The 24,151-nt window shown below is 72.5% G+C and carries 23 protein-coding genes; 9 read left to right on the top strand and 14 right to left on the bottom strand.

Annotation, left to right across the window (positions count from 1 at the left end):
- Position 1: 1 nt before the first annotated feature.
- Together C3492_RS11725 and C3492_RS11720 are read left to right on the top strand one after the other, a co-directional pair.
- On the top strand, positions 2–583 hold the full coding sequence (locus C3492_RS11725; RefSeq protein ID WP_181140325.1) for a TetR/AcrR family transcriptional regulator: 582 nt from the start codon (positions 2–4) through the stop codon (positions 581–583).
- Positions 576–1,292: an alpha/beta fold hydrolase gene (locus tag C3492_RS11720; RefSeq protein WP_103811679.1), complete on the top strand. Its 717-nt coding sequence runs from the start codon at positions 576–578 to the stop codon at positions 1,290–1,292. The genes C3492_RS11725 and C3492_RS11720 overlap by 8 nt, the downstream gene beginning before the upstream one ends.
- Here the strand turns inward: C3492_RS11720 and C3492_RS11715 are convergent.
- On the bottom strand, positions 1,226–2,038 hold the full coding sequence (locus tag C3492_RS11715; RefSeq protein ID WP_103811678.1) for an isocitrate lyase/phosphoenolpyruvate mutase family protein: 813 nt from the start codon (positions 2,036–2,038) through the stop codon (positions 1,226–1,228). The genes C3492_RS11720 and C3492_RS11715 overlap by 67 nt on opposite strands.
- A gap of 65 nt (positions 2,039–2,103) precedes the next feature.
- Positions 2,104–2,445, bottom strand: a complete 342-nt coding sequence (locus tag C3492_RS11710) for a hypothetical protein (RefSeq protein ID WP_308461139.1) — start codon at positions 2,443–2,445, stop codon at positions 2,104–2,106.
- A gap of 130 nt (positions 2,446–2,575) precedes the next feature.
- Between C3492_RS11710 and mmuM the strand changes: the two genes are divergently transcribed.
- Positions 2,576–3,499, top strand: coding sequence for a homocysteine S-methyltransferase (gene mmuM, locus C3492_RS11705; protein WP_181140324.1), 924 nt, complete (start codon positions 2,576–2,578; stop codon positions 3,497–3,499).
- A gap of 474 nt (positions 3,500–3,973) precedes the next feature.
- Here mmuM and C3492_RS45620 read toward each other — a convergent pair whose 3' ends face one another.
- The 5 genes from C3492_RS45620 to C3492_RS11685 all read right to left on the bottom strand — a co-directional run bounded on the left by C3492_RS45620 (position 3,974) and on the right by C3492_RS11685 (position 9,158).
- Positions 3,974–4,099, bottom strand: coding sequence for a hypothetical protein (locus C3492_RS45620; RefSeq protein WP_258055637.1), 126 nt, complete (start codon positions 4,097–4,099; stop codon positions 3,974–3,976).
- The gene (locus tag C3492_RS11700; RefSeq protein WP_103811676.1) at positions 4,096–4,764 is read right to left on the bottom strand and encodes an ABC transporter ATP-binding protein; all 669 of its coding nucleotides are present in this window, start codon (positions 4,762–4,764) and stop codon (positions 4,096–4,098) included. The genes C3492_RS45620 and C3492_RS11700 overlap by 4 nt, the downstream gene beginning before the upstream one ends.
- A 28-nt stretch (positions 4,765–4,792) precedes the next feature.
- Positions 4,793–6,883 (bottom strand): bacteriocin-associated integral membrane family protein, encoded by a 2,091-nt coding sequence (locus C3492_RS11695; RefSeq protein ID WP_103811675.1) that lies wholly within the window; start codon positions 6,881–6,883, stop codon positions 4,793–4,795.
- A 142-nt stretch (positions 6,884–7,025) separates the two neighbouring features.
- A complete protein-coding gene (locus tag C3492_RS11690) occupies positions 7,026–7,337 on the bottom strand; it encodes a lactococcin 972 family bacteriocin (protein WP_103811674.1) in 312 nt (103 codons plus the stop codon).
- Positions 7,338–7,586: 249 nt separating this feature from the next.
- Positions 7,587–9,158, bottom strand: coding sequence for a carboxylesterase/lipase family protein (locus tag C3492_RS11685; RefSeq protein WP_181140332.1), 1,572 nt, complete (start codon positions 9,156–9,158; stop codon positions 7,587–7,589).
- A 281-nt stretch (positions 9,159–9,439) separates the two neighbouring features.
- On the opposite strand from C3492_RS11685, the gene C3492_RS11680 reads away from it, so the two are divergent.
- Both C3492_RS11680 and C3492_RS11675 read left to right on the top strand, forming a co-directional pair.
- Positions 9,440–10,504, top strand: a complete 1,065-nt coding sequence (locus tag C3492_RS11680) for a LacI family DNA-binding transcriptional regulator (RefSeq protein ID WP_103811673.1) — start codon at positions 9,440–9,442, stop codon at positions 10,502–10,504.
- 110 nt (positions 10,505–10,614) lie between these two features.
- Positions 10,615–10,818: a hypothetical protein gene (locus C3492_RS11675; protein ID WP_103811672.1), complete on the top strand. Its 204-nt coding sequence runs from the start codon at positions 10,615–10,617 to the stop codon at positions 10,816–10,818.
- Positions 10,819–10,907: 89 nt separating this feature from the next.
- Here C3492_RS11675 and C3492_RS11670 read toward each other — a convergent pair whose 3' ends face one another.
- The 6 genes from C3492_RS11670 to C3492_RS11635 all read right to left on the bottom strand — a co-directional run bounded on the left by C3492_RS11670 (position 10,908) and on the right by C3492_RS11635 (position 17,433).
- Positions 10,908–11,162 carry a hypothetical protein gene (locus C3492_RS11670; RefSeq protein WP_258055636.1) on the bottom strand — a complete coding sequence of 85 codons (255 nt, stop codon included), beginning with the start codon at positions 11,160–11,162 and terminating at the stop codon, positions 10,908–10,910.
- The gene (locus C3492_RS11665) at positions 11,159–12,022 is read right to left on the bottom strand and encodes an oxaloacetate decarboxylase (RefSeq protein ID WP_103811671.1); all 864 of its coding nucleotides are present in this window, start codon (positions 12,020–12,022) and stop codon (positions 11,159–11,161) included. The genes C3492_RS11670 and C3492_RS11665 overlap by 4 nt, the downstream gene beginning before the upstream one ends.
- A gap of 160 nt (positions 12,023–12,182) precedes the next feature.
- Positions 12,183–12,839 carry a ThuA domain-containing protein gene (locus C3492_RS11660; protein ID WP_103811670.1) on the bottom strand — a complete coding sequence of 219 codons (657 nt, stop codon included), beginning with the start codon at positions 12,837–12,839 and terminating at the stop codon, positions 12,183–12,185.
- Between the two features lie 974 nt (positions 12,840–13,813).
- The gene (locus C3492_RS11645; RefSeq protein ID WP_103811669.1) at positions 13,814–15,202 is read right to left on the bottom strand and encodes a hypothetical protein; all 1,389 of its coding nucleotides are present in this window, start codon (positions 15,200–15,202) and stop codon (positions 13,814–13,816) included.
- Between the two features lie 54 nt (positions 15,203–15,256).
- Positions 15,257–16,105 carry a hypothetical protein gene (locus C3492_RS11640; protein ID WP_103811668.1) on the bottom strand — a complete coding sequence of 283 codons (849 nt, stop codon included), beginning with the start codon at positions 16,103–16,105 and terminating at the stop codon, positions 15,257–15,259.
- 347 nt (positions 16,106–16,452) lie between these two features.
- Positions 16,453–17,433, bottom strand: a complete 981-nt coding sequence (locus C3492_RS11635; protein ID WP_103811667.1) for a helix-turn-helix transcriptional regulator — start codon at positions 17,431–17,433, stop codon at positions 16,453–16,455.
- 207 nt (positions 17,434–17,640) lie between these two features.
- Between C3492_RS11635 and C3492_RS11630 the strand changes: the two genes are divergently transcribed.
- The 4 genes from C3492_RS11630 to C3492_RS45615 all read left to right on the top strand — a co-directional run bounded on the left by C3492_RS11630 (position 17,641) and on the right by C3492_RS45615 (position 21,371).
- The gene (locus tag C3492_RS11630) at positions 17,641–17,949 is read left to right on the top strand and encodes a hypothetical protein (protein ID WP_258055635.1); all 309 of its coding nucleotides are present in this window, start codon (positions 17,641–17,643) and stop codon (positions 17,947–17,949) included.
- 108 nt (positions 17,950–18,057) lie between these two features.
- Positions 18,058–18,246: a hypothetical protein gene (locus tag C3492_RS11625; RefSeq protein WP_103811665.1), complete on the top strand. Its 189-nt coding sequence runs from the start codon at positions 18,058–18,060 to the stop codon at positions 18,244–18,246.
- Between the two features lie 11 nt (positions 18,247–18,257).
- Positions 18,258–19,268, top strand: coding sequence for a DUF6528 family protein (locus tag C3492_RS11620; RefSeq protein ID WP_103811664.1), 1,011 nt, complete (start codon positions 18,258–18,260; stop codon positions 19,266–19,268).
- Positions 19,269–19,328: 60 nt separating this feature from the next.
- Complete coding sequence (locus tag C3492_RS45615) at positions 19,329–21,371, top strand: DUF1906 domain-containing protein (protein ID WP_258055634.1); 2,043 nt, start codon at positions 19,329–19,331, stop codon at positions 21,369–21,371.
- A gap of 954 nt (positions 21,372–22,325) precedes the next feature.
- On the opposite strand, the gene C3492_RS11610 is transcribed toward C3492_RS45615, so the two are convergent.
- On the bottom strand, positions 22,326–23,537 hold the full coding sequence (locus C3492_RS11610) for a transglycosylase family protein (RefSeq protein ID WP_103811662.1): 1,212 nt from the start codon (positions 23,535–23,537) through the stop codon (positions 22,326–22,328).
- Positions 23,538–24,151 lie beyond the last annotated feature (614 nt).

Raw genomic sequence — 24,151 nt, 5'->3', positions numbered from 1 at the left:
GGTGGCCCGGGTGGGAGTGACCGTCGAGCGGCTGGTGGTGGCGGCGGCGGAGCTGGCGGACGAAGCCGGCTTCGACCACGTCAGCATCTCGGCGCTGGCGCGCCGCTTCGGCGTCAAGGACGCGAGCCTGTACTCGCACGTCCGCAATCTCCAGGACCTGCGCACGCGGCTCGCCCTGTACGCGGGCGGCGAGCTGATCGACCGGATCGCGGCGGCGGTGGCCGGCCGGGCGGGCAAGGAGGCGCTGCGGGCCTTCGCCGGCGCCTACCGGGACTACGCCCTGGAGCACCCGGGACGGTACGCGGCCACGCAGATCCGCATGGACCAGGCCCTCGTCGCCGACTCCCCCGCACTGCGCCGCACCGCGCAGATCACCTACGGCATGCTGCGCGCCTACGGCCTGGAGGAACCGGACCTGACGGACGCGGTGCGCCTGCTGCGCAGCACCTTCCACGGCTACTGCCTCCTGGAGGGCGCGGGCGGCTTCGGCGCGGACCGGGACGTACGGGCCTCCTGGGACAAGGCCGTCGACGCCCTGCACCTCGCCCTCGCACACTGGCCCCGGGAGCAGAACGATGACTGACACGCCCTGCTACGACGTCACGGGCCGGGGTCCCGTGCTGCTGCTCGTGCCGGGCGGGGCCGGGCATCCGATGGGCCTCGGACCGCTGACCGAGCGGCTGGCCGCGCGCTTCACCGTGGTGACGTACGACCCGCTGGGCCTCGCCCACGGCCGGCTCGGGCACCCGGTCGCCGAGCAGCGGGTCGCGGACTGGAGCGAGGGCGCGCGGCGGGTGCTGGAGGAGGTGCTGCCGCAGGGTGCCACCGCGTCGGTGTTCGGCACCAGCTCCGGTGGCATCGCGGTGCTGGACCTGCTGGCGCGGTACCCCGGGCGGCTGGCGCACGTGGTCGCGCACGAACCGCCGTGCGTGACGGTCCTGCCGGACGGGGCGGCGCGCCGGGCCGAGCTGATCGAGCAGTTGGACGGTCCTGGACGGCCGCCCGCCGAGGGCGGGTCGGCGACCCCGATGGGCGTCTTCCTGGCCCGTGTCCTGCGCCCGTTCACCGCGTACGCGCCCGTCCTCAGCCCGCCCCCCGGCCGGCTCACCCTCGCCGCCGGCGCCGCGTCGCGCGGCCAACTCCTGTACCGCACGGCCGAGTTCCTCGCCGCACGCACGGGCTGCTCCTTCACCGAGTTCCCGGGCGGGCATCTCGGCACACTGGATCACCCCGTGGAGTTCGCCGACTCGCTCGCCGAGACGCTGCGTTCCAGCGCGCGCACGTCGGCGTAGGACGGGATCGTACCGGCCGGGGCCCGCCCGGCGGCGATGTCGGCGACCGCGTCCAGGGCCGCGCCCAGCGCCCGGCGGTACAGCAGCGAGCCGAGGCTGACGCGGCGCACGCCGAGTCCGGCGAGGTGACCGAGCGTGGGTCCGGTGGGCGAGTGGAGGACGTTGAGGGGGGCTGCGGTGTGCCGGACGAGGGCCGCGATGCGCTCCGGGTCCGTGACGCCGGGTACGAACACCCCGTCGGCGCCCGCTTCCTGGTAGGCGTCGAGCCGGCGCAGGGTCTCCCTCTCGTCGCCGTCGCCCGACCAGTAGGTGTCGGTGCGGGCGTTGACGAACAGGCCCGGTACGGCCGCCTTGACGGCGGCGATCTTCGCCGCGTGCCGCCGGGCCGGGCCGAGGCCGTCCTCAAGATTGATGCCGACGGCCCCGGCGTCCCACAACTGGCGCGCCAGCTCGGCGACTTCGGCCGGGTCGTCGCTGAAGCCGTCCTCGGCGTCGACCGAGAGGAGGTACGGCCCGGAGCCGAGGACCCGGGCGAGGCGCACGGTGTGCTCGCGGGTCGCGCCCTCCCCGTCGGGCAGCCCCACGGCCGCCGCGACCGCAAGGCTGGTCGTACCGATCGCCGGGAATCCCCGGGCGGCGAGGGCGGCGGCCGAGGCGTGGTCCCAGGCGTTGGGCAGCAGCAGCGGCTCGCCCGGACGGTGATGGAGGCCGGCGAAGGAGGGGGCGGCAGCGGGCTCTGCGGTCATACGGCCATGCTGGACCACGGTCGGTTCGGCGCCCGCCGAAGCGTAGGGCGCCCCTTCCTGCCGCCTCACCGGGGCGTCACCGACCAGGACGGGCCGGCGGACACCTCGTCCACCGCCGTGAACCGGAAGGCGGCGGCCGGCCCGCCGGACCGGCTCACCCGCACCTCGTAGCCGTGCTCGTCGCCGTCCGTCTCCACGCACACCAGCTCCGCCGGCGGCAGCGGGTCCGGCTCCCCGGTGAGCCGGGCGAGCGCCACGAACAGCGTGGCCGCGCCGTCCCCGGTCACCCCGGTCAGCTCCGGCGACAGGCCGGTGACCGGGGCGAGCTCGGCCCGCAGGCCCCGCCCGCCCGGCCAGCCCGTCGACTGCTGGGTCGAGGAGCGTTCGTTCGCTATCCCGTACGGCATCTGTGATTCCGAACATCGAAAAGGTAAGGGGGCGTCACGAGGGGGTCAAATGGGTCCGGCGGAGAATGCGGGACGGAAGGGAAAGCCCAGGGAAAGCTCTTTCCCCTCCCCTTCGACTAGCGTCGTGACCATGACCAGCCACACCTCCCCCAGCCTCACCGACGCCCTCGCCGCCGGGACCGTCGTGCTCGACGGCGGCATGTCCAACCAGCTGGAGTCGGCCGGCCACGACCTGAGCGACGAGCTGTGGTCGGCACGGCTGCTCGCCGAGCGGCCCGAAGCGGTGACCGAGGCCCACCTCGCCTATTACCTCGCCGGCGCGAGCGTGGCGATCACCTCCAGCTACCAGGCCACCTTCGAGGGCTTCGGCAAGCGCGGCATCGGCCGGGAGGAAGCCGCGCGGCTGCTCGGGCTGAGCGTGGAACTGGCCCGGGAGGCGGCCGGCAAGGCCCGTGGAGCGGGTGTCTCGCGCCCGCTGTGGGTGGCCGCCTCCGTCGGGCCGTACGGGGCGATGCTCGCGGACGGCTCCGAGTACCGGGGCCGGTACGGGCTGGGCGTGGACGAGCTGGAGCGGTTCCACCGGCCCCGGATGGAGGTGCTGGCCGCCGCCGCGCCGGACGTGCTGGCGCTGGAGACCGTCCCGGACGCCGACGAGGCCGCCGCGCTGCTGCGGGCGGTGCGGGGGCTGGGGGTGCCGGCCTGGCTGTCGTACACCGTCGAGGGCACGCGGACGCGGGCCGGGCAGCCCCTGGAGGAGGCGTTCGGGCTCGCCGCCGATGCGGACGAGGTGATAGCGGTCGGCGTCAACTGCTGTGCGCCCGAGGACGTGCCGGGCGCGGTGGAGATCGCGGCGCGTGTCACCGGCAAACCGGTCGTGGTGTACCCCAACAGCGGGGAGGCGTGGGACGCGCGGGCACGGGCCTGGCGCGGACGCACCACGTTCGGCGCCGGGCAGGTCAGGGCGTGGCGGGAGGCGGGAGCACGGCTGATCGGAGGGTGCTGCCGGGTCGGGCCGGAGGCGATCACGGGGATCGCCGGAACGCTCGCCGCGTAGGGCGGGCCGAGCCGGTCACCTCCGCGTCCGGCACGGAGCCGTCTCGTGGAAGGCTCCGGCAGAGACGCGGCACGGAGCCGTCTCGTGGAAGGCTCCGGCAGAGACCGGGTTCACGGTGGTGGTGGCCGCCATGGACGTCGGCGCGGCGGGCACGCTGACCACGCTGTGCGAGGCCGGTCCGGACGTGCCGGGGCACTGCCGCCGGCCGGGGAACGACGACCCCCCGTTCGCGCGCGATCTGCGGCGGGCCCTGACCGCCGTGCACGTGCCCACAGGAGCTGGGCCGGGTGGCCGACGTGCGCCCCGCGCTCGACCGGCCCGCCGGCAGCGGCGCATCCGCTGCTGGGCACGCGGGTGGTGGTGCGGGACCCGGTGGCGGCGGTCGGCGGGTGAGGCGGAGCGGACCGGGGCCGGCGGCTCACACCGCCCGGCCAGGTGCCGCGCCGCTCCTCCGGCGACCGGGCGGCGGGACGCTCAGAAGATCCTCGCCCCGACCCGGCCGAGGATGGTGAAGGCGTGCGTGCCGTAGACGGCGAAGACCGCGATGGCGGCGAGGACGAGAAGGACGAGGGGAGCGGCCCAGGTGAGACGGATCTTCATGCGAGCTGCCTTCCTTTCACGGGTTCGGGTTGGGTCGTGCTTCCGACGGTCAGCACGGTGTCGCAGCGGTCGCGGACCGCGTCGTTGTGGGTGGCGATGACGACGGCGCAGCCGTCCTCGCTCATCGTGCGCAGGATGTCGACGACCAGCGTGGTGTTGTCGTGGTCGAGCGCGCCGGTGGGCTCGTCGGCCAGCACGAGGGCGGGCTGCTTGACGATGAGGCGGGCCAGGGCGACGCGCTGCTGTTCGCCACCGCTGAGCCGGTGGACCTGCTCCTTCTCCCGGCCCGCCAGCCCGACGCGTGCGAGCGCCTCGGCGACCGTCGGAGCGTCGGCCCTCTTCCGCCGTGGCTTCATGGCGACTTCGAGGTTGGCCGCGACGCTCGCGTTCTCGATCAGGGCGTAGTTCTGGAAGAGGTAGCCGAGGACGTCGCGACGGTAGTGCCGGGCGGCGCGCGGGCCGAATCCCGTGATGTCCCGGCCCTCGTGGCGGATCGCGCCGGAGCTCGGGGTGTCGAGAAGGCCGAGGCAGTTGAGCAGCGTCGACTTGCCGGAGCCGCTCGGCCCGACCAGCGCCAGCAACTGGCCTCGCCGAACGGTGAAATCGAGGCCGGACCACAGGGTACGCGGGCCGTAGGACTTGCGCAGGTTCTCGATCTCGATCACGAGGTGGCTCCGATGGGACGGTGGGGGGTCACGACTCTGCCGCCCCTTCCTTGACGATCCGACGGTGGAAGAAGGCCAGGGCCGCGAGCACCGCGGCGATCTCGACGGCGACGAGCCCCGCGTTGGCGCCCAGGTCGAGGCCGGTGATGTGGACGGGTTCGGCGGGCGGTTTGAGGCCGGTTCTGCGGTACTCCTCCAGCTCCTGGTTCTGCCACCACACCTGGAAGGGCACCCATACGGCGAGCAGGACGGCCAGCAGTCCCTCGACGCCCAGGAGCGCACGGTGTGTGGCCGTGAACCGCCAGCCGCTGATGTACCGGGCGAAGATGGTCTGCGCGTTCTTCCGGGAGTGGACGATGCAGACCCCGACTCCGGTGATGAGCAGCACCACGACCGCCACGGCCAGGTTGAACAACTGGAGCCGGAAGTCGGCGACGAGATCGCGGAGCTTGAGGGCCGCGTTCTGTCCGACCGGGCTCATCCCGGTGACGTAGGTCTCCAGACGGTGCTCGGCGATCCCGTCCGTCACATCGTCCGGGTTCTTGAAGACGAGACTCTGCTGGGAGGCGTAGGCGACATAGCCCCGGTTGCTCAGGGAGGGCGAGCCGTCGGGGAAGACGATGACCACCGGGTCGGTGACGAAGGACTCGTCCGCGTCGGGGTTGGTCATGGCCTGGAGCCGGCCCCGGGGGTTGTAGGTGAAGAGCCGCTGGCCGTCCCGGGCCCGGAGAGCCGTCACCCGCTCGGCGGGAACCGCCTCCGGGCGGCTCGGGTTCAGCAGTTCGGGGACCGAGGCGGCGAGACGGCCGGTGTACCGGTCCAGGTCCGCGGGGACGAGCAGTCTCACCCGGGTCCCGTCCGCCGTGGTCGCGGGGACCCGCCGCCCCGCAGCGTCGAGCACGGGCTGTGCCGCGAGATAGGACTCGTTGACGATCAGCAGGTCGCGGTCCGGGAGGCCGGCCAGGTCGCCCAGGTGCCGGAGCCTGCGGTGCCCGGCGATGATGACCTGCCCGTCCCCGTCGGCCTTGCGGAGCCAGCCGCCCACCTTCTCGTCCAGGACTTCGAAGGCGCCCTCGCTCGCCGTGCTGCCGTTGAGGGCGATCGCCGTGGTGTCGCCGATCTTCCGGTACGTCTCGATGCTGGCTTCCCGGCTGGCGATGTTCTGTCCGGCCATGACGACGTCACCGGCGATGCTCACCGCGAGCAGCAGCGCGGGGATCCGCACCAGGTACGTGCTCATCGCGGCGGTCCGGGCGGGGAGTTCGCCCTTCAGCGCTCGCAACAGGGCGGTCTGGGAGGTGAGCTGGAGCGTGATCGCGTGCACGGCGAGGGAGACGAGCCCGAGGACGGCGGCGACACCCAGGGCGATCAGGGCGAAGAGGCCGATCCAGGCCAGTCCGTTGTAGAGGCCGAGCAGCAGCAGGGCCAGGGCGGTCACCCCGCCGAAGGCCGCCGCCCAGAAGGTCGCCAGTTGCCGCAGGTCCCGCAGCAGGATCTGCCCGAACGACCTGCCCTGGAGGCGCTGCACCCCGTATCCCTTGGCGCTGAGCATGACGCCGGCGCCCGTCATCGTCACGACGGCGAGGGTGACGACGAAGAAGGAGCGGAGCAGAGCGCTGTCGGAGTAGGCCGGGGTCAGCTGCCCGAGCGAGTAGGGGCGGTAGGGCGCCGCCTCGAAGCCGAGGCCGGTGAACGTCCGGACCAGTTCGGCGACGTCCCGGTCCGAGCCGAACACGTAGTAGTAGCCCCGCGGATCGCGGTTGCCCAGCTCGGCGACGGGGTGCACATCGGTGCGGTAGTCGCGGTCGAAGGCGGGGTAGCCGTCGCGCAGCCAGTCGGAGTGGGGTCCTCCGGGGGCCAGGTAGAGATGCCGCCGGCTGTACGGCTCTTTGAGGTCGGGGGTCTCGCGCGCGACCGTCGCCCCGTGGGACCGGGCGAACTCGGCCATGACTCGGGTGACATGGGCGCCGGTGGTCTCCCCCTTGGTGTCCGTCACCCAGACGACGGCCGTGTGGCCCATGACCCAGCGTCCGTCGAGGTCTCGGAGGAACAGGAAGGAGAGCACTGCGGAGAACGCCAGTACGGCGGCGTGAACGAACTTGATACTTCGGTGCAGCATCGACGACCCAGATCGGGGAGCGCGGCTCCGGGAGGGCAGAACAGGCGGGGAGTGGACCGCCCGCGGGGAGACATGGCATTCTCTCCGCGGGCGGAGGTGCTCACCTCACCACGAGGAACAGGGGCTCACCGGCCCCGATGGGTCAGCAGCTGGTCTTGTAGTACGCCTTGTTGCCGTACAGCGCAGCGTCGGCCTGGGTGATGCTCCAGTTGCCCGCGCTCGCCTCGTCGGTGTCGATGTACTCACCGACGGAGGTCGAGCCGTGGCAGCGGCTGGACAGGTAGTAGTCGGACCACACGTACGAGGTGCCTGCTCCGTGGTCCCAGGTGCCACCCTCCGCCGGGTAGGAGATGGTGGCCAGGGCCGGAGTGGCACCGGCGATGACGAGGGCACCGGCGGCTATCGCGACCTTCAGGCTGCGCTTGTTCTTCACAGGGATCTTCCTACTCTCCATGACATGATCTCGCCTTTGGCTTGATATCTGCCTTGCATGGCTTGATCTTGATCTTGATCGGGCAGGACTCTCCCAGGAGGGTAAAGGCCTGTCAAGTTCTAGGTAATACACCGGACTTGGCGCCCAAAACGTGCTTGCACTCTTCACAAGGACTGCACATCTGATGGGTCGTGAGGAACGGTGACCGAGGGTCGCCGGCAGTCGGCGCGCCGGAGCAACCGCCAGGCCGGGCGAGGTTCTCGGAGGCCCTCAGCGACGCCGGGCCGCCACCGAGCGCCGCAGACGCCGTACCGCCGCCGCCAGCTCCGCTCCCGGAGCCCGGCCCACGGACGCGGGGCTGATCTCCGGGACGACCGTGCGGGCGGTCGGCCAGAGGCCGGTCTCCGCATCCCGTGGGCCGTGTACGGTACGCGGCTCGCCCTCGCCGAAGACCCGCACCGGATGCGTCGCGTCCCAGGCCGCCCAGCCGGGGTCCCCGGTCGCCGCGAACCGCACCCAGGCGGCGTGCATCGCGTCGGCCAGCTCCTGCGGGGCGCCCTCACCGGCCAGCTTCCGCGACTCGGGCACGTCCCCGCTGTCGAAGACGAACCCCAGCTCCAGGGCGTGGCAGGCGCCGAGGCCGGGCAGCCGGGAGGGCCACGCGAACTCGTACAGGTGACTGGCGCCGGGGTGGGCGTCGGCGAGCCGGTGCAGCGGCACCCGCAGCAGGTGGTCGGTGACCATCTGGCCGACGATCTCGGCGGTCCCGGCGTCCGGGTGCAGCGTCCGGTAGCCCCGCGCCACCTCGTGCCCGGCGTGGCAGCGGGCCATCGCCCCGGCCAGGGCGACCGCGCCGAGCCGGTCGACGTGCTCCAGCAGTCCGCCGGGCACCAGCCACAGCCGGTACTCGTCCCGGGTCCACCCCATGAGCAGGTCGACGTCCCGGGCGGCGCCGCCTTCGGTCAGCGCCTTCAACGGGTCGCCGGGCACCAGGTCGCCGTCCACGACGATGCCGAACGCGGGCCCGCCCAGCACCGGGCTGCTGAGCCGGCCGACCTCGGCCTGGGTGCGCAGCAGCAGTGCGCGGTCGACCGCCGCGAACGCCTCGGCCGTGGCGGGGATCTTCAGCCGGGTGGCCATCCGGCGCACCATCCGCCGTACCTTGTCGCGGTCGACGGCCTCGGGCGCGCCGCTCTGCAGGACCGCCCGCCGGATCAGGCCCCGCGTCTGGGGTGCGGCGAGGAGGACGCCGGCGCTGATGGCGCCGGCCGACTGGCCGCACAGGGTGATCCGGTCCGGGTCGCCGCCGAAGACCTCGATCGTCTCGTGCACCCAGCGCAGCGCGGCGAGCTGGTCGCGCAGGCCGGGGTTCGGGGGCGCGTCGGGGAACAGCCCGTAGCCCTCCACCCCCAGCCGGTAGTTGACCGAGACGAAGACGACCCCGTCGCGCGCGAAAGTCCTGCCGTCGTACACCGGCACCGCCGAGGAACCCCTGGTCAGCGCGCCGCCGTGCAGCCAGACCAGGACCGGGAGCCGGGCGCCGGGCCCCGGCTCGGGGGTCCAGACGTTCAGGTTGAGGCAGTCGTCGCCGGGAATCACGGGGTCGGACAGGTACTGGGCGAACGCCTCGGAGTACGGCGGCTTCGGCGCGGTCGGACCGAACGCGCCGGCGTCCCGCACCCCGTCCCAGGGCTCGGGCGGCCGGGGCGGGCGGAAGCGCAGCGGGCCGACGGGCGGGGCCGCGTACGGAACGCCCCGGAAGACCGCGATCCCCCGCTCGTACCGGCCGCGTACGGCCCCGTGGGGCGTTCTGACCACGGGGCCCGTCTGGTCTGCCGTCATCGCCCACCAGCCCTTCGCCACGCGCGCGTGCCTCCTTCCAGCAAGAGCACCGGATCGCCCGGACCTATTCCGGTGCACAGATCCCCGGGATGCGCTGTCCGGCGTACGGCCACCTTTCGAAAGTCTCCGCCGGTGCCGTCCGGTGATTCCCCCGTCTTCCCGCCGTCTTGCCCCGCACTTATCGCAGGAAGCGCTTTCTGTGAGGTCGGTGCGCAGGCCTCGGAAGCAGCGCTGGTCGCGACTTTCGATGGCCCACGGGCGGGCCGGAGAGGTGGTTGCCTATGGTCCGTGCGGGGAGTGCGAGCGTGGGGGCCGGGCCGACGCCGGCGGTGGTGGCCCGGGAGGCGGGCGTGTCGGTGCCCACCGCGTCGAAGGTCGTCAACGGCCGCGAGGACGTGGCCCCCGAGACCCGCCGCCGGGTGACCGAGGCGCTCGACCGCCTCGGCTCTGTGCGCCGCCCCCGCTTCGACGCGGCGAAGGCGCCCGGTCTGGTGGACCTGGTGCTGCATTCACTGGAGAGTTCCTGGTCGGGTGCGGTGCTGCACGGGGTGGAGGCGACGGCGCACGAGGCGGGCCTTGAGGTGGTCGTCTCGGCCGGCCCGGGCCGGCCCCGGGGCACCCGCCGGGAGCGCGACTGGCTGGACAAGCTGACCGCGCGCGGCTCCTCGGGCGTGCTGGTCGACCAGGCGGAGCTGTCCGCCTCCCAGTACGCCTGGCTGGACCATCACCGCATCCCGTACGTGCTCATCGACCCGGCGTACGAGCCGCCGGCCGGCGTGGTGTCGGTCGGGGCGGCCAACTGGCAGGGCGGGGTGAGCGCGACCGAGCACCTGCTGGGGCTCGGGCACGAGCGGATCGCGGTGATCGCCGGCCACCGGCGCACGATGGGCGACGGCGCCCGGGTGGCCGGCTACCGCTCGGCGCTCGCGACCGCGGGAGTGCGGCACCGGGCCGATTACGTGCGGCACGCGGGCCGTGACGAGACCACCGCCCGGCTGCGCACGCACGAGCTGCTGGACCTGCCCGATCCGCCCCGCGCGGTGTTCGTGTGCTCCGACCGGATGGCGCTCGGGGTGTACGCGGCGCCGGCCGAGCGGGGGTTGGGGGTGCCGGACGACGTGAGCGTGGTGGGGTTCGGTGATCTGCCGGAGGCGCGCTGGGTCGCCCCGGCGCTGACGACCGTGCGCCAGCCGCTGGCGGAGATGGCGGCGACGGCGCTGCGGCTGCTGGTGCGGATGATGCGCGGCGACCGCCCCGAGGGGACGCGGACGGAGCTGTCGACACGGCTGGTGCGGCGCGCGAGCACGGCCCCGCCCGGGAACGGCCCCGCCGCGTGCCGCCCGTGAACCTCGCCGACCGGACGGCCGCTCGCCGGAGCGAGCGGCCGGGTGCGTGATGCCGGCGGCGGATCCGGGCGCGGGAGGTGACCCGCCCCGGTGCGCATCGTTCGCCGGGCATGAAGCACTCCCCGCGTAGCGCCGCGGCCCTCTCCCTGGCCGCGGTCGCCCTGGTCACCGCCTGCGGCACGGCCCACGCCGCCTGCCGCACCCTCGCCCCGGGACAGCAGCGCGCCACCGTGGTCCCGCCCGTCGACGAGCACGGCCCGGAGGAGGACGTCGGACTCGACGAGAACGGCCGTCCCGACCTCAGGGAGGACTGAGTCCGACGGCCGGCCGCCAGGAGCCGGTGACACGGTGACGGCCGGGCACCTCCGCAGGGGGTGCCCGGCCGTCGTCGTCCGGTGGCCGCTCAGTCCTCCTCGCCCCGGCCGGCCCCGACGAGGGCCTCGACCACGTCCACGGCGCTGCCGTCGTGGTCGCTGCCGGCGGTGCCGCTGCCGGTCTGGAGGTTGGCCGCGCGATCGACTTCGAGCCAGGAGTCGGCGTGGGAGTTGTCGATCACGGTGATCAGGCCCCCGGACGCGACGGTGGGCACGGCGCCGGCTCCGAGGAGCACGGCGGCCACCGCCGTGGCCACGCCGAGCCGCGGTACGGCACCGCTCACACGCCCACGCCCTCGGGAGTCAGCCGCTCGCGGGCGATGTTGCGCTCCAGCAGACTCGTGGAGGCCTTCACGCCGACGCCGCTCGCCGGGTCCACCTCGGGCAGCCGGCCATCGGCCGCCTTCAGGCCGGCGAGCGCCGAGTCCATCGCCTCGTGCGCGGCGAACAGGCAGGGGGTGCTGTAGATGGCGACGTCCACGCCGAGGTCGGACAGCTCACCGAGGGACAGCCGGGGCGACTTGCCACCCGCGATCTGGTTGAACAGCAGCGGCTTGTCCCCGACGACCTCACGGATCCGCTTGATCCACTCGACGCTGCGCACCCCGTCGACCAGCACCACGTCGGCGTCCGTGGCCGCGAGCCGTTCGGCGCGGTGCAGGATGTCGTGCTCGTCGGTGGCGTCCGTGCGGGCGACGACGACCAGGTCCCTGCGGGTCTCCAGGACCTTGTGCAGCTTCTCCAGGTACTCCTCCAGGGGCAGTACCTGCTTGCCGTCGGCGTGGCCGCAGCGGCGGGGCCGCTTCTGGTCCTCCAGGATCACCCCGGAGGCGCCGATGCGCTCCAGGCCCTCGACGACGTGACAGGCGACCTCGGGGTCGACGTACCCGTCGTCGATGTCGACCAGCAGGTGGTGGTGGGGGAACGCGCCGCGCAGTCGCTGGACGAAGGCCACCATGTCGGGCCAGGCGATGAATCCGATGTCCGGCAGTCCGTAGTACGAGGCCGCGAAGCCGAAGCCCGATACGAACATGCCGTCGTAGTGCCTGGCCGCGATCGACGCCGAGTACATGTCGTACACGCCGATCAGCGGTGTGGTTCCGGGACCGGCGATGCGCTCGCGCAGCTTATTACCGTAGGTCAAGGTCCGGCTCCTCCTGTGGGTGGGTGACGCGGGGCGGAAGGGGGGCCGCCGCGTCTCGACGCCCTTTGCCAAGACAAGAGCATCTCTAGATAGTCACGTGACCTTCCTTCTACGCCAGCTTTACTCACTCCAACGGCGCAACGGGTTCACCGCAGAAACGTCACTGGTCAGCCGTTGCCGCCCAGGTGAGGCCGCCGTTCAGGTGCGCCAGGAAGACCGGGTCGCGGTAGGCGTCGGCGGCGTGACCGAGGGCCGTATAGAACACGCGTCCGCCTCTGGGACCCCGCTCGTAGCACCAGGCCAGCGGATGGTCCGCGCCCATGCCGCCGCCGGCGTACGACGTCTCGTCGGCGCGCAGCAGCACGCGTGCCCCGCCGCTCGGGGCGTGGTCGAAGTCGTACCACTCGTCGGTGAACTCCCAGACGGACGGCAGCCGTCGGGTCGCGGGGTGACCGGGGTCGGCGACGAGGACCCGGCCCGGCTGGTGGGCGGGGTGCCGGGTGAAGCGGGCGCCGAGGAGTTCGCCGTAGTACGGCCACCCGTACTCGGTGCAGGCCGCCGCGTGCACCCCGGCGAAGCCGCCGCCCGACCGGACGTGCCGCTCCAGCCGCTCGCGCCCGGCCGGGGTCAGCACGTCCCCGCTGGTGGAGAGGAAGACCACGGCCGCGAACCCGTCCAGCGGCCGTTCGAGGTCCGCGGGGTCCTCGGTGTGCTCGACGGTGAACCCCCCGAACCCCCGGACAGCGGCGACCGCGTCCGGGAGGGAGTCGTGGCGGTAGTCGGTGGTGCGGGTGCACAGGAGGAGACGAGGAGGCATGCCACGGGACTCTAGGCGCACGCCCGACGCCCCGGCAGTGCGGTCCGCCGTCCCCTGGTCCGGCACCGCCGGGCCACGGAACGTGCCGCTCAACCGCCTTCGTCCCGACCGTCTTCGTCTCGACCGCCTTTTCCAGGCTGTTGTCCGGCGCACCGTCACCGTACGACGGCGGGTCCCCGCGCCGCACCGGTGCCGTCGCCGTGCGGGCCGGCGGCAGGAGCGCGGCGAGTTCCGCCGGCGCGGGCCGGTGGACGGCGTCCGCGGCACTGCGGAGCACCGGGACCTTCTCGCCGCTGATCCGCACCACCCGGCCCTTCGCCGGTGCCGCGCAGGCGTAGCTCTCCGGGCAGTCGGCGGCGCTGCCCCGCCCGGCGCCGAGGCGGAGCACGGCGCCGTTCCCCGTACGGACCGGTCGCCTTACGGCTGGGGCTTTGGTATCCCGGCCAGGGCGTGCAGAACCAGGTTCCGGTCGAGGCGGAGCGGGCCCCGGGGGCGCAGGGCAGCGGATCGTCGCGCTGCGCGTCCCGGGGCAGGCCGCCGGTCAAGGGCAGCCGCGCCCCGTCCTGCCGGTCGTGACGGAAGGCCAGGACCGCCCACACATCGGCTCTTCCTCACTTCGTGCTCGTGTCATCGGCCGGCCGGACGCCTGTGGTGGACGTTCGGATCCAACTCCGTCATCCACCTGGCCGGCCTGCCGGACATCCCGGCCGAACTCCATGAATCCGCCAGGGTCGACGGGCGGGCACCTGGCAGCGTTTCCGGTACTGCGGGTTCCCGTTGGAGCCGGGCCACGACAGTCGCAGCCACACTCCTGCGGTGTTGTTCCGGACACGAGTTCAGCGATCATCCCGGCCGACGGAACGGTGACGTCCGGCCGCTGATGATCGCTGAACGAGTGGTGTTCCCCGCCACACGACCGTGATCGGCGATCGAGGGTTCCACGTCTCGCCGCCCGTCACGGGCGTGCCCGCCGATCAGGCGATGGTGCCCACGTGCATCGAGCCGTCCGGAAGCCCGGCCGTGTAGGTGTCGAAGACGTCACCGTTGCTGTCGATGTTCGTGGCGCTCGACCACGCGCCGGACGAGCTGCGCACCCGGTCCCAGACGCCGGACCCCGGCACGACCGCGTCGACGTGCATCGAACCGTCCGGGAGGGCGGACGTGGACACCGAGGTGACGTCACCGTTGGCGTCGATCTGCGTGGCCGCACCGGCCCAGGTGCCCGACGCGCTGCGCACCCGGTCCCAGACGCCGGACCCCGGCACGACCGCGTCGACGTGCATCGAGCCGTCCGGGAGCGCCGTCGAGGCGATGGCGGAGATGTTGCCGTTGTCGTCGATCTTGGTGGAGGAACTCCAGCTGCCCGAAGAGCTGCGGGTACGGTCCCAGACGCCGGAGCCCGGCAGGAGGGCCTGGACGTGCAGGGTGCCGTCCTTCAGGCCCGACGCGGAGAGGGCGGTGATGTTGCCGTTGGAGTCGATCTGGGTGCTGGACGACCAGCTGCCGGACGCGCTCCGGGTACGGTCCCAGACACCGGCGCCCGGGACGAGGGTCTGCACGTGCAGCGTGCCGTCGGGCAGGGCGGCGGCCGAGACCGCGGAGACCTTGCCGTTGGTGTCGATCTGGGTGGCGGAGCCCGCCCAGGTGCCGGAGGCGCTGCGCACCCGGTCCCACACACCCGAGCCGGGCACGATGGTCAGCACGTGCACGGTGCCGTCCGGAAGCGTCGCCGACGCCACCGCCGTGATGTGGCTGTTGTCGTCGATCTCGGTGGCGTGCGCGTCCCAGGTGCCCGAGGCGCTGCGGGTGCGGTCCCAGACCGTGCCGGCCGGGGTGACCGGGTCGTCGACGATGTTCTTGTAGCGGTACGCGTCGTAATAGCTGGTGGGCCAGCCTTCGATGCTCGACCAGTTGATGTTGGCGTGGGTCGGGCCGTGGGTGGGGTTGTTGGGGTTGCTCTCCGCGTAGTACGTGAAGTCGCCGCTCGTCTTGTTCGTCCAGCCGGCGAAGATGAAGGTGTGCTCGGCGGTGTAGTCCATGATGTCGCCGGGCAGGAGGCTGGAGAAGCTCTCCTTGGTGGAGACGTCCGGCAGGGTCCAGGTGACCAGGCTCGACGACAGGTGCCAGGCCATCGAGACGTAGCCCGAGCAGTCCTCCCGGTAACCGCCGTAGTAGCCGCCCTGGTTGTAGGGCACGCCGGCGTCCACCCAGCTCTGCGCCCGGTTGAGCACCTCGCTGCGGGTGATGGGTCCGTCGACACTGGAGTCGGCGTGCGCGGGCAGGACCGCCGCCAAGGTCGTGGTGGCCGTCACGGCCGTGAGGACGGCCAGGGCACGCAGTCGGGACGTGCGGGGATTCCGCATGGTGAACTCGCTTTCTGTGAAACAGGAGAAAAATGCGGGGAAGAGGGACGGAGGTCACATGTGCGCGGCGATGACGGACAACTCCGCCCGGTCGTCGGACCGCTGGTGGGCCGGGTCGGCCGCGGGAGTGTCGCCCGGCTCGGTGTACTGCACGACCGTCAGCGCCGCCCCACGCCTGACGACGTAGTAGTGGTTGGTCTGCCGACCGGGCATGGAGATGCCCGCCACCGCGGTCCAGGAGCGTGCGTAGGCGGTGCCGCCGGTCGTGGACGCCGTCTTCGTGACCACGGCGTCCCGCGGTGTGTCGTGCTGTGCCTGCATGGCGCGCAGGTCGTCCTGGCAGCCGTCGAAGGCGGTGACGAGCTTGCGGTAGGCGGCGTCCGCGGCCGTGGCGGAGTCGAAGGTGAACGTGTCCTGGATGGCGGGAGTCTTCGTCCTGCCGACGTAACCCTGCTGCCGCCAGCCGACGGCCCCGTGCACCCAGCCGCACTCGCTGACGCCCACGTCCTGGGTGGTCTGCCGGGTGCGCGGCGGACCGATCTCCTTCCAGCCGGAGCGGTGCGCGTCGGGCAGTTGTGCGGCGGGCAGCGGACGCGCCGCCTTCGACGTGGTCTTCGGCGCGGCCTTCGGCGTGGTCTTCGACGCGGCCTTCGACGTGGGACGGGCCGCGGACGGGCTGGAACTGGGGGTGGCCGGGGGACTGGGCGCGGTGGTGGTCCAGTCACCGTGTCCCCCCGGCTCCGCCTGGACCGGGGAGGCGGTCGCAACGGGCAGCGCTCTGGCGGCCGTTGCAGGGGCCGCCGGGTCGGCGGCGTACCTGACGGCACCGACGGCGGCCGCGGCAGCGAGCGGCACGGCGGCGAGGGCTATGACACGGACGCGGCCTCGAACGCGGCTGGACATGGCGGATCTCCTTCACGGGCAGGGGCGTGCCCGGCAGGAGGGCCTGCGGCGGGCACGGTTCGTCGGCGCGCCGCGGGGGCGGCGACGGGCGCCGGAACGGTCCGCGGCATGAGGCTCTCGCCGCAGGCGCCGAGAAGAGAGTGACCGTTACACGCAGCCAGCGGTATGGCTTTGACCTGGACAGAAGGGTCCGCGGACGGTTCCGGCCAGCAGCGGACGGCCCGGGTGTGGGCAGAGAGGGGAGCAGGGGGAAATCGGCCCCGCGGACAACCGGGCGTCGGTCAGGGCCGGAAGCGGGGCGAGTCCGGGTGGGAGGCCGGAAGAGGCCGTGGCGGGCCGGTGCCGGCTCAGCCCAGCCAGCCGCGCTGGGCCGCGCGCACCCCCGCTTCGAAGCGGCTTCGCGCGTTCAGGTGGTGCATGAGCCCCGTCGCGATCCGGCGGGCGGTACGGGAGGAGACGCCCAGACGTTTGGCGATGGCCTCGTCGGTATGACCCTCGGCCAGCAGCTTGACCACGGCCGCCTCGGTGTCCGTCAGCCCCTCCGGGCCACGTCGGCTGTTCTCGGCGAGCGGTTTGGCGGACTGCCAGACGCTCTCGAAGAGCGCGCACATCGCGGTCAGTGTGCCTTGGCCGCTGAGCAACACCGCACCGGCGGCCGTGTCGTTGCTGCTGACGGGGCAGACCGCGACCTTGCGGTCGACGATGATCAGGCGGGTGGGCAGGGTGGCGACGGTACGGATCTCACCGCCGCGCCCGCTCAGCCACTCCAGGTACTCCAGTGTCCGCGGATTGTTGCGGACGCTGTCGAGGTAGATGGTGCGCAGCCGCACGCCGCGCTCCAGGAGGGAGGTGTTCAGCGGCCGGGCGGCGGCGATGGCCTGCGGCGTGTGCTCACCGTCCGGGGCGAAGGTCATGACCTCCTCGGCCACGTCCCGGGTGAGCCGGGCCAGCCGGTCACGGATCTCGTCGATGCCGGTGAGCTGCTCCACACCGGGGGAGGTGGTGCGCTGGGCGGCGTGCTCGGCGATCAGCTGGGCCGCCGCGGCCCGGGAGGCCTCCACGCGCTGCTGCTGAGCGGCCAGTTCGGCCTGCTGGCGGGCGAGCAACGACTCCAGGCCCACCTCGGGGCTGACGGCGTGCAGGGCACCGGGAACCTCGTACGAGTGGCGGACCAGGGCGAGTTCGCTGAGCCGGTCGAGTGCCCGGCGCACCTCGGCCTCGGACAGCTCCAGCCGCACCGCCAACTCGGCAACGCCTTCGGCTCGGTGTTCGAGCATGGCCCGGTAGACGGCTTCCGTGATCGGATCGACGCCCAGTGCTGCCAGCATTCATCCCCCCGACCGCGCGGTGTTCACCGAATCAAAAGGATCATCGCACAACAAGGTCTGCTGTGCTCGATGTGTGAAGTGGTGTGGCCTTTTCCGGCCTCCGGTACAACCGTCCAAGCCAGGCAAGTAGCGTGAAATGCAGATCTTTTGAAAGCGTTGACCAGTATGTATCTCGTTCACGCACGACTGCGCCCCCCGGGAAGCGGTGTGCCTCTGCCCCCCGTGGCCGCCGGCCTGCTGCGCGACGCGGCTCGTCCCGAGGACCGGCTGGAGCACATCAGCCTCCACCCGGCCGTCCGGCCCTGCGCGGTGGTCGGGCTGTGGCTTCGCGTCGCGTCGTTGTGTGAGGCCGAGCAGGTGGCGACCGCTCTGTGTCTGCGGGCGCTGGCCGCCGGGCCCGAGTTCGCCGGCTGGTCGCTGCTGGGCGCCGAAGTACCGCTGCTGGCCCCTTCGGGCCACAGCCCCTTCCGGCCCGACGTCAGCCCTTCCGAACACCCTGACCAGGACGGACATTAGTTCCAGGCCGCAGGGCGCGTCACCGCGGGACGTGTCCGAAGAGGTTGTCCGCTGACCTCGGTTCGTGGCCGGTACTTCCGACTCCTGTGACCAGAAGGACGTTTCGTCATGCCCGAACTGCGCCTCGCCGTCGCCGCTGCGGTCGCGACCCTCTCCCTCGGCGTCCTCGCCGCTACCGGTGCCCACCTCGCGCACCCCGCTCCCACCGCCGTCGCCGCCCAGGGGCAGCCGGCCACCGCCACCACCGAGCAGCCGGCCGGCACCGCGATGACCACCGACGACATGATCTGGCAGTGAGAGGCACCAGGATGGCATCCTCCGAACCGCCCTCACGCCTGCCCTCCCGACGCTCGCTCCTGCTCGCCGGACTGGGCACCGCCCTCGGGGCCGCTGTGCCGCTCGGCGGCAACGCCCGCGCCGCCACACTGCCCCCGGTTCTGGTCGGCGACCAGAAGGCCCGCAAGGTGCTGCTGCTCGACCCGGCGAGGACCAGCTGGGATCCGGTGGCCGATCCGTCGGTGGTGCGGTGGTCGTTCACCCCGGACGGCGATTCCCGGTACGCGGACCTCCAGCCGGCCTCCAGTTTCACCTATGTCAGCGAGGTGAAGGCGCGCGCGTCGGGCGGCTCCACGCTCCTGCTCGTCACCGCCTCGTACGGCTTCGCGGCGGTGGTCGAGTACCCGACCGGCAACCGCCGCTGGGCCGGCCTGGTCGCCGACTCCGGACCGGGGGACGACCTCAACCCGCACAGCATCGAGCTGCTGCCGGACGGCAACGTCGCCGTCGCGTGCAGCACCGGCAACGCCGTCCGCGTCTACGCCGCCTCCCAGGGCCCCGCCGCCACGGCCCACTTCACCGCCCCTCTGGCCACGGCGCACGGCGTGCACTGGGACTCCAGTGCGAACGTGCTGTGGGCGGTGGGCGGCAGCAGGCTCGCCGCGTACACCCTCGACGGCACTCCGGCGCAGCCCGGCCTCACCGAGAAGACCTCCGCCTCCGTGGACCTCCCCACACCCGACGGCCACGACGTGGGCGCCGTGGCGGGCTCGTCCGATCTGCTGTGGGTGTCCACCGGGCAGGCGCTGTACCAGTACTCGAAGTCGGCGCGCACCTTCACGCCCTACGGCAGTTCGGCCTGCGGCCTGTGGGGTGGTGTGAAGGCCGTGAGCAACTACGGCAGCAGCGTCATCTTCACGATGCCGGACGGCGATCTGAGCCCCGACTGGCTGACCCGCTACGTCCGCAACGCCTCCAGCACCGTCGCCCCGTACACGCTCGCGGACGGCGGCATCTACAAGGCCCGCTGGTGGCAGCCGTAGCCCGCTGAACAACCCACCCTCCCTACTTGTCATGCACGCGCCTGGGAATTGAGGTTTTCCGTGCCCGTACCCACCGCCCTGCGCAGAGCGCTGCGCAGGTCCCTCACGCTCACCGCCACCGCGGCTGTGCTGACCGGCATCGCGCTCCCGGCCGCCCACGCGGCCGGCCCCACGTCCCGTTCCGTCACCTACCGGGGCCACCAGTTCACCGTTCCGGCCGGCTGGGACACGGTCGACCTCGACCGCGACCCGCGCGCCTGCGTCCGCTTCGACCGCCACACCCTGTACTACGGCACCCCCTCCACGGACCAGGACTGCCCCTCCCACCTCGTCGGACGCACCGAGGCACTGCTCGTCCAGCCCGCCGGTTCCCGAGGCGCCGACCAGGCGCGCACCGACAGGGCCGCCCACCAAGTGGCAGCAGCCGACGCCCAGGTGCGGCTCACCGGCACCTACGACAGCGACCCGGGGCTCGTCGAGGACATCGCCACCGACGCGGGCCTCACCCTGCGGAGCGCCTCCTCGCCCGAGCCCGCGCCCTCCACGCTCACCGCCGCGTCCGTCTCCAGCACCAGCACCCACTACACCGGCAAGGGCTTCGACGCCTGCGCCGCGCCCTCGGCGAGCGCCATGAACGCCTGGAACAGCTCGTCCCCGTACGGCGCCGTCGGCATCTACATCGGCGGCGCCTACCGCGCCTGCAGCCAGCCCAACCTCACCGCCTCGTGGGTCTCCCAACAGGCCTCGGCGGGCTGGCACTTCATCCCGATCTACGTCGGCGTCCAGGCCGCCGGCATCACCTCACCCACCGCCCAGGGCACCAGCGCCGCCGACGACGCGATCGCCCAGGCCGCCTCACTCGGCTTCCCGGCGGGCTCGGTGCTCTACTACGACATGGAGGCGTACAGCTCTTCCGACTCCTCCGACGTGCTGAGCTTCCTGTCCGCCTGGACCAAGGAACTCCACGCCCGGGGCTACGACTCCGGCGTCTACAGCAGTTCCAGCTCCGGCATCTCCGACCTGGCGGACCACTACGGCAGCGGCTACCAGATGCCCGACGTCATCTACGACGCGCTGTGGAACGGCAGCGCCGACACCGGCGACCCGGCCGTCCCGTCCACGCTGTGGGCGAACCACCAGCGCATCCACCAGTACAGCGGCGGACACACCGAGACCTACGGCGGCGTCTCGATCAACATCGACTCGGACTACCTCGACGTCGCCCCGACCGCCTCCGCCGTCCCCCACGGCACCGTCTGGGACCGTACGCGCGGTTCCTCCGGCGCCTGGGCGGGCAGCTCCACCGAGATCGACGACAACGACGCCATCACCGCCGTCGCCTCGGCCGCGCTGCCCGACGGCACCCTGCACACCTTCACGGTGGTTCCCGGCTCCGGGGTCTGGGAACGGGTGCGCAGCGCCTCGGGCACCTGGGCGGCGAACGCCGTGAAGATGGACGACAACGACAACATCGTCGCCGTGTCCGCCGCCGCGCTCAAGGACGGCACGCTCCACGTCGACGTGGTGGTGAAGAACTCGGGCGTGTGGGACCGCACACGGAAGACCGACGGCACCTGGACGGCGGCCACGAAGATCGACGACAACCCGTCCGTCACCCGGGTCGCCGCGGCAGGGCTCACCGACGGCAGCCTGCACCTGGAGACGCTCGTCCCCGGCTCCGGCATCTGGGAGCGGGTGCGCAGCGCCTCCGGCGCGTGGCAGACTTCGGCAACCCAGATCGACACCAACGGGAACATCACCGCGCTGGCCACGGTGGCGCTGCCGGACGGCACCCAGCACATCGAGACCGTCGTGCCCGGCTCCGGCATCTGGGACCGCGTCCGTAACGCCGCGGGCGACTGGCAGGCATCCACGCAGATCGACACCAACGGCAACATCAGCGCGGTGAGCGCGGCGGCGCTGCCCGACGGAAGCATGACCGTCGACGCGGTGGTACCGGGTTCGGGCGTGTGGGACCGTGCCCGCAGCGCCTCCGGCACCTGGCAGGGCTCCGCCACGAAGGTCGACGCCAACGGCGATGTCTTCGCGGTCCAGTCCGCCGGCCTGCCCGACGGCACCGTGCACCTGCAGACGATCGTCTGAGCACCGACCCGCCGCAGATCCCGGCACATCGCGCGAGGGCCCTCCGGTCCGGCGTGGACGACGACATCCGTCTCCACCCGATCACCGCCGAAGGGCCCTCGCGCCCGTCATGTCCGAGGGTCGCTTCCCGGCGGCGGCCGGTGTTCGGGGTCCCAGGGACTCCCTGCCGACTGCGGACCGAACGGTGAGGCCCGTCGGGCAGGGCGTGAACGGCGCCCGCCGGCGAGCAACTGCCGTCCTGTGCACCGCCGGAGGAATGCGGCGCTCTCCCGGTCGGCCGGCCCCGCATCAGACACCTTCCCGCCTGTGGCGGAGACCTCCGGCGTGCTGGAGCTGTCACCGGTTCCACCTCTTCCGGTCCCACCGTCATGCCGGCCCAGACCGTCCACGGTGGTGTGCGGATGGCCGTAGCCGGTCCAGGACCGGTCAGCCGGCCAGGGAGTCTTCGAGGTCGTCCTGTACGCGTTGGTCCACCGGGGCGCCAGGACCGGCCGGGAGGCCGGGGCGCGCGTCCATACGGAGAAGCAGCTGATCGTCATCCACGTTGTTCGCACGTGCCGAGCGCGGGCCGCCGGTGGTTCGGCTGCTTGCCGGGCACTCCGGTGGCAGCCGAGCTCGCGCAGACCCCGCAGGCCGGCGCAGCGTGGACCCGTGGCGCCCGGACCGCCGGACGGCGAACCTCACAGACCACCGGACGCCATCGACGACGCACCGGACAAGGCACGGTGGTCCGGTCCGGCGTCAACGGGGCATCGCGGTCAGACAAGAGGGCCTCCCGGGCTCCGGCGGCGGACGTCGCAGTCCACTCCGAACCCCAGAAGGCCCTCATCCGTGCAGACACCCATCGAGGTGTCGGGCGATCGCGGCCACCACCCCGCCGTCCAGGTCCACCGCCTCACGTGGTGTCCGCTGCCTGCCGGCATCCTCGACAGGGGTACCGGTGACCGCGATCGATCAGGCGATGGTGCCGACGTGGAAGGTGCCGTCCGGCAGTCCAGCCGCTGAGGTGGCGATGATGCCGCCGTTGTCATCGATCTGCGTGGCCCTGGAGAAGCTGCCGGCCGCGGACATCTCGCGGTCCCAGACGTCGCCGTCGACGACGGCCTGAACGTGCATGCTGCCGTCGGAGACCGCGCCGGAGGAGATCGCCTTGATGGTGCCGTTGTCGTCGATCTTCACGGCACTGCTCCAGGACCCGGAGGCGGCCCGCGTGCGGTCCCAGATGTCGCCGTTGACCAACGCCTGCACGTGCAGCGTGCCGTCTGCCAGGCCGGACGCGGAGAGGTCCTTGACACCGCCGTTGTCGTCGATCTTCACGGCACTGCTCCAGGACCCGGAGGCGGCCCGCGTGCGGTCCCAGATGTCGCCGTTGACCAGCGCCTGCACGTGCAGCGTGCCGTCCGGCAGGCCGGACGCGGAGAGGTCCTTGATACCGCCGTTGTCGTCGATCTTCGTCGCGGACGACCACGAGCCCGAGGCCGATCGTGTGCGGTCCCAGATGTCGCCGTTGACCACGGTCAGGACGTGCAGCGTGCCGTCCGGCAGGGCCGCTGAGGCGATCTTCGTGATGGCGCCGTTGTCATCGATCTTCGTCGTCGACGACCACGCACCCGACGCCGATCGAGTGCGGTCGTACACCTTCCCGTTCACCAGGGACTGCACGTGCAGGGTGCCGTCCGGCAGGCCGGACTCGGCGATCTCGGTGATCGCCGTGTTGCCGTCGATGTTGGTCGTCGACGACCACGCGCCCGACGCCGACCGGGTCCGGTCGTACGCCTTTCCCGACGGCGGAGTCGGATCGGCCGGGAACGGGTCGGCGGTGTCCGCACCCAGGCCTGCATTCGGACCGCAGAACGGCCATGCCTGCTCGCCCTGCGCGGCGAGCACCTTCTCGCCGATGAGGATCTGCTCCTTCTCGGTGGCCTGGTGGGGGTAGTCGGCGTAGGCACTGCCACCGTAGGCGTTCCAGGTGCTCAGGGAGAACTGAAGGCCGCCGTAGTAACCGTTGCCGGTGTTGATGCTCCAGTTGCCCCCGCTCTCGCAGTCGGCGACCTTCTCCCAGGTGGTGACGGACGCCGCCTCGGCGGTACCGGGCAGGAGCGCCAGGGCGGCGCCGGCCAGGGTGAGGGTGATGAGGGGCAGGCGTGCGGTACTGAATCGAGGCATGGCTACTCCAGTGCTGGGAAAGTGGGAGTGCGATTCCGACAAGGCGCGCCGTCCCGGTGCTACCGACGCGCGCACGGTCCCGCCTTCGGGCACCCGGCGGTGAATGGCCTGGGCGAGCCGGACAAGAGATGCACGGCGTACTTCAGATGCGGAACGTTGTGCGGAGATCCATCGCTCGCCCCATCGTGGTGGTGATCGTCACCTGGGGAAAGAGGAGCGCACCGGCCGGAACAGGCCCAGGACGGTGCGGGCCAGAGGACCCGTCGCCGGGCCGCGACGACCACCACGGGCGCGCGTGCGGGTGAGTGCCGAGACAGTCAACTCCGCACCGCATCCGGCACACTCGAACGCATCGGCCAACTACCACTGCCCCTCACCGGCCCATCGGATCATCCCCGCCGCCTCGCCGGCCCACAGGGAGATTCGGACGCGGGCTCGGGCAACTGGCGCGGTTCAGGGTGGTCCAGGCCCGCGCCTGCGCCTTCGCCGTGGCACTGCTGGCCGGGATCGGCGCTCCCGGTTGCGGCCCCCGCTGCCGGTGACGCGCCACCACCTGGCCCTCGGCCACGGCGTACTGCTCACCCTCGTCGCCCGCCGGGTGGGCGCGGCGGCCG

This window comes from Streptomyces sp. Ru62 (assembly GCF_002920615.1).
Lineage (GTDB): Bacteria > Actinomycetota > Actinomycetes > Streptomycetales > Streptomycetaceae > Streptomyces.
This window is presented reverse-complemented; position numbering and strand designations above follow the sequence as displayed.

What these genes read in the sequence shown, in the direction of transcription:
- C3492_RS11620 (WP_103811664.1), top strand. Translation starts at nt 18,258, where the DNA reads ATGGCATCCTCCGAACCGCCCTCACGCCTGCCCTCCCGACGCTCGCTC.
- C3492_RS11640 (WP_103811668.1), bottom strand. Translation starts at nt 16,105, where the DNA reads ATGTCCAGCCGCGTTCGAGGCCGCGTCCGTGTCATAGCCCTCGCCGCC.
- C3492_RS11625 (WP_103811665.1), top strand. Translation starts at nt 18,058, where the DNA reads ATGCCCGAACTGCGCCTCGCCGTCGCCGCTGCGGTCGCGACCCTCTCC.
- C3492_RS11690 (WP_103811674.1), bottom strand. Translation starts at nt 7,337, where the DNA reads ATGGAGAGTAGGAAGATCCCTGTGAAGAACAAGCGCAGCCTGAAGGTC.
- C3492_RS11610 (WP_103811662.1), bottom strand. Translation starts at nt 23,537, where the DNA reads ATGCCTCGATTCAGTACCGCACGCCTGCCCCTCATCACCCTCACCCTG.
- C3492_RS11660 (WP_103811670.1), bottom strand. Translation starts at nt 12,839, where the DNA reads ATGCCTCCTCGTCTCCTCCTGTGCACCCGCACCACCGACTACCGCCAC.
- C3492_RS11710 (WP_308461139.1), bottom strand. Translation starts at nt 2,445, where the DNA reads ATGCCGTACGGGATAGCGAACGAACGCTCCTCGACCCAGCAGTCGACG.
- C3492_RS11645 (WP_103811669.1), bottom strand. Translation starts at nt 15,202, where the DNA reads ATGCGGAATCCCCGCACGTCCCGACTGCGTGCCCTGGCCGTCCTCACG.
- C3492_RS11685 (WP_181140332.1), bottom strand. Translation starts at nt 9,158, where the DNA reads ATGACGGCAGACCAGACGGGCCCCGTGGTCAGAACGCCCCACGGGGCC.
- C3492_RS11635 (WP_103811667.1), bottom strand. Translation starts at nt 17,433, where the DNA reads ATGCTGGCAGCACTGGGCGTCGATCCGATCACGGAAGCCGTCTACCGG.
- C3492_RS11720 (WP_103811679.1), top strand. Translation starts at nt 576, where the DNA reads ATGACTGACACGCCCTGCTACGACGTCACGGGCCGGGGTCCCGTGCTG.
- mmuM (WP_181140324.1), top strand. Translation starts at nt 2,576, where the DNA reads ATGACCAGCCACACCTCCCCCAGCCTCACCGACGCCCTCGCCGCCGGG.
- C3492_RS45620 (WP_258055637.1), bottom strand. Translation starts at nt 4,099, where the DNA reads ATGAAGATCCGTCTCACCTGGGCCGCTCCCCTCGTCCTTCTCGTCCTC.
- C3492_RS11675 (WP_103811672.1), top strand. Translation starts at nt 10,615, where the DNA reads ATGAAGCACTCCCCGCGTAGCGCCGCGGCCCTCTCCCTGGCCGCGGTC.
- C3492_RS11695 (WP_103811675.1), bottom strand. Translation starts at nt 6,883, where the DNA reads ATGCTGCACCGAAGTATCAAGTTCGTTCACGCCGCCGTACTGGCGTTC.
- C3492_RS11680 (WP_103811673.1), top strand. Translation starts at nt 9,440, where the DNA reads ATGGTCCGTGCGGGGAGTGCGAGCGTGGGGGCCGGGCCGACGCCGGCG.
- C3492_RS11715 (WP_103811678.1), bottom strand. Translation starts at nt 2,038, where the DNA reads ATGACCGCAGAGCCCGCTGCCGCCCCCTCCTTCGCCGGCCTCCATCAC.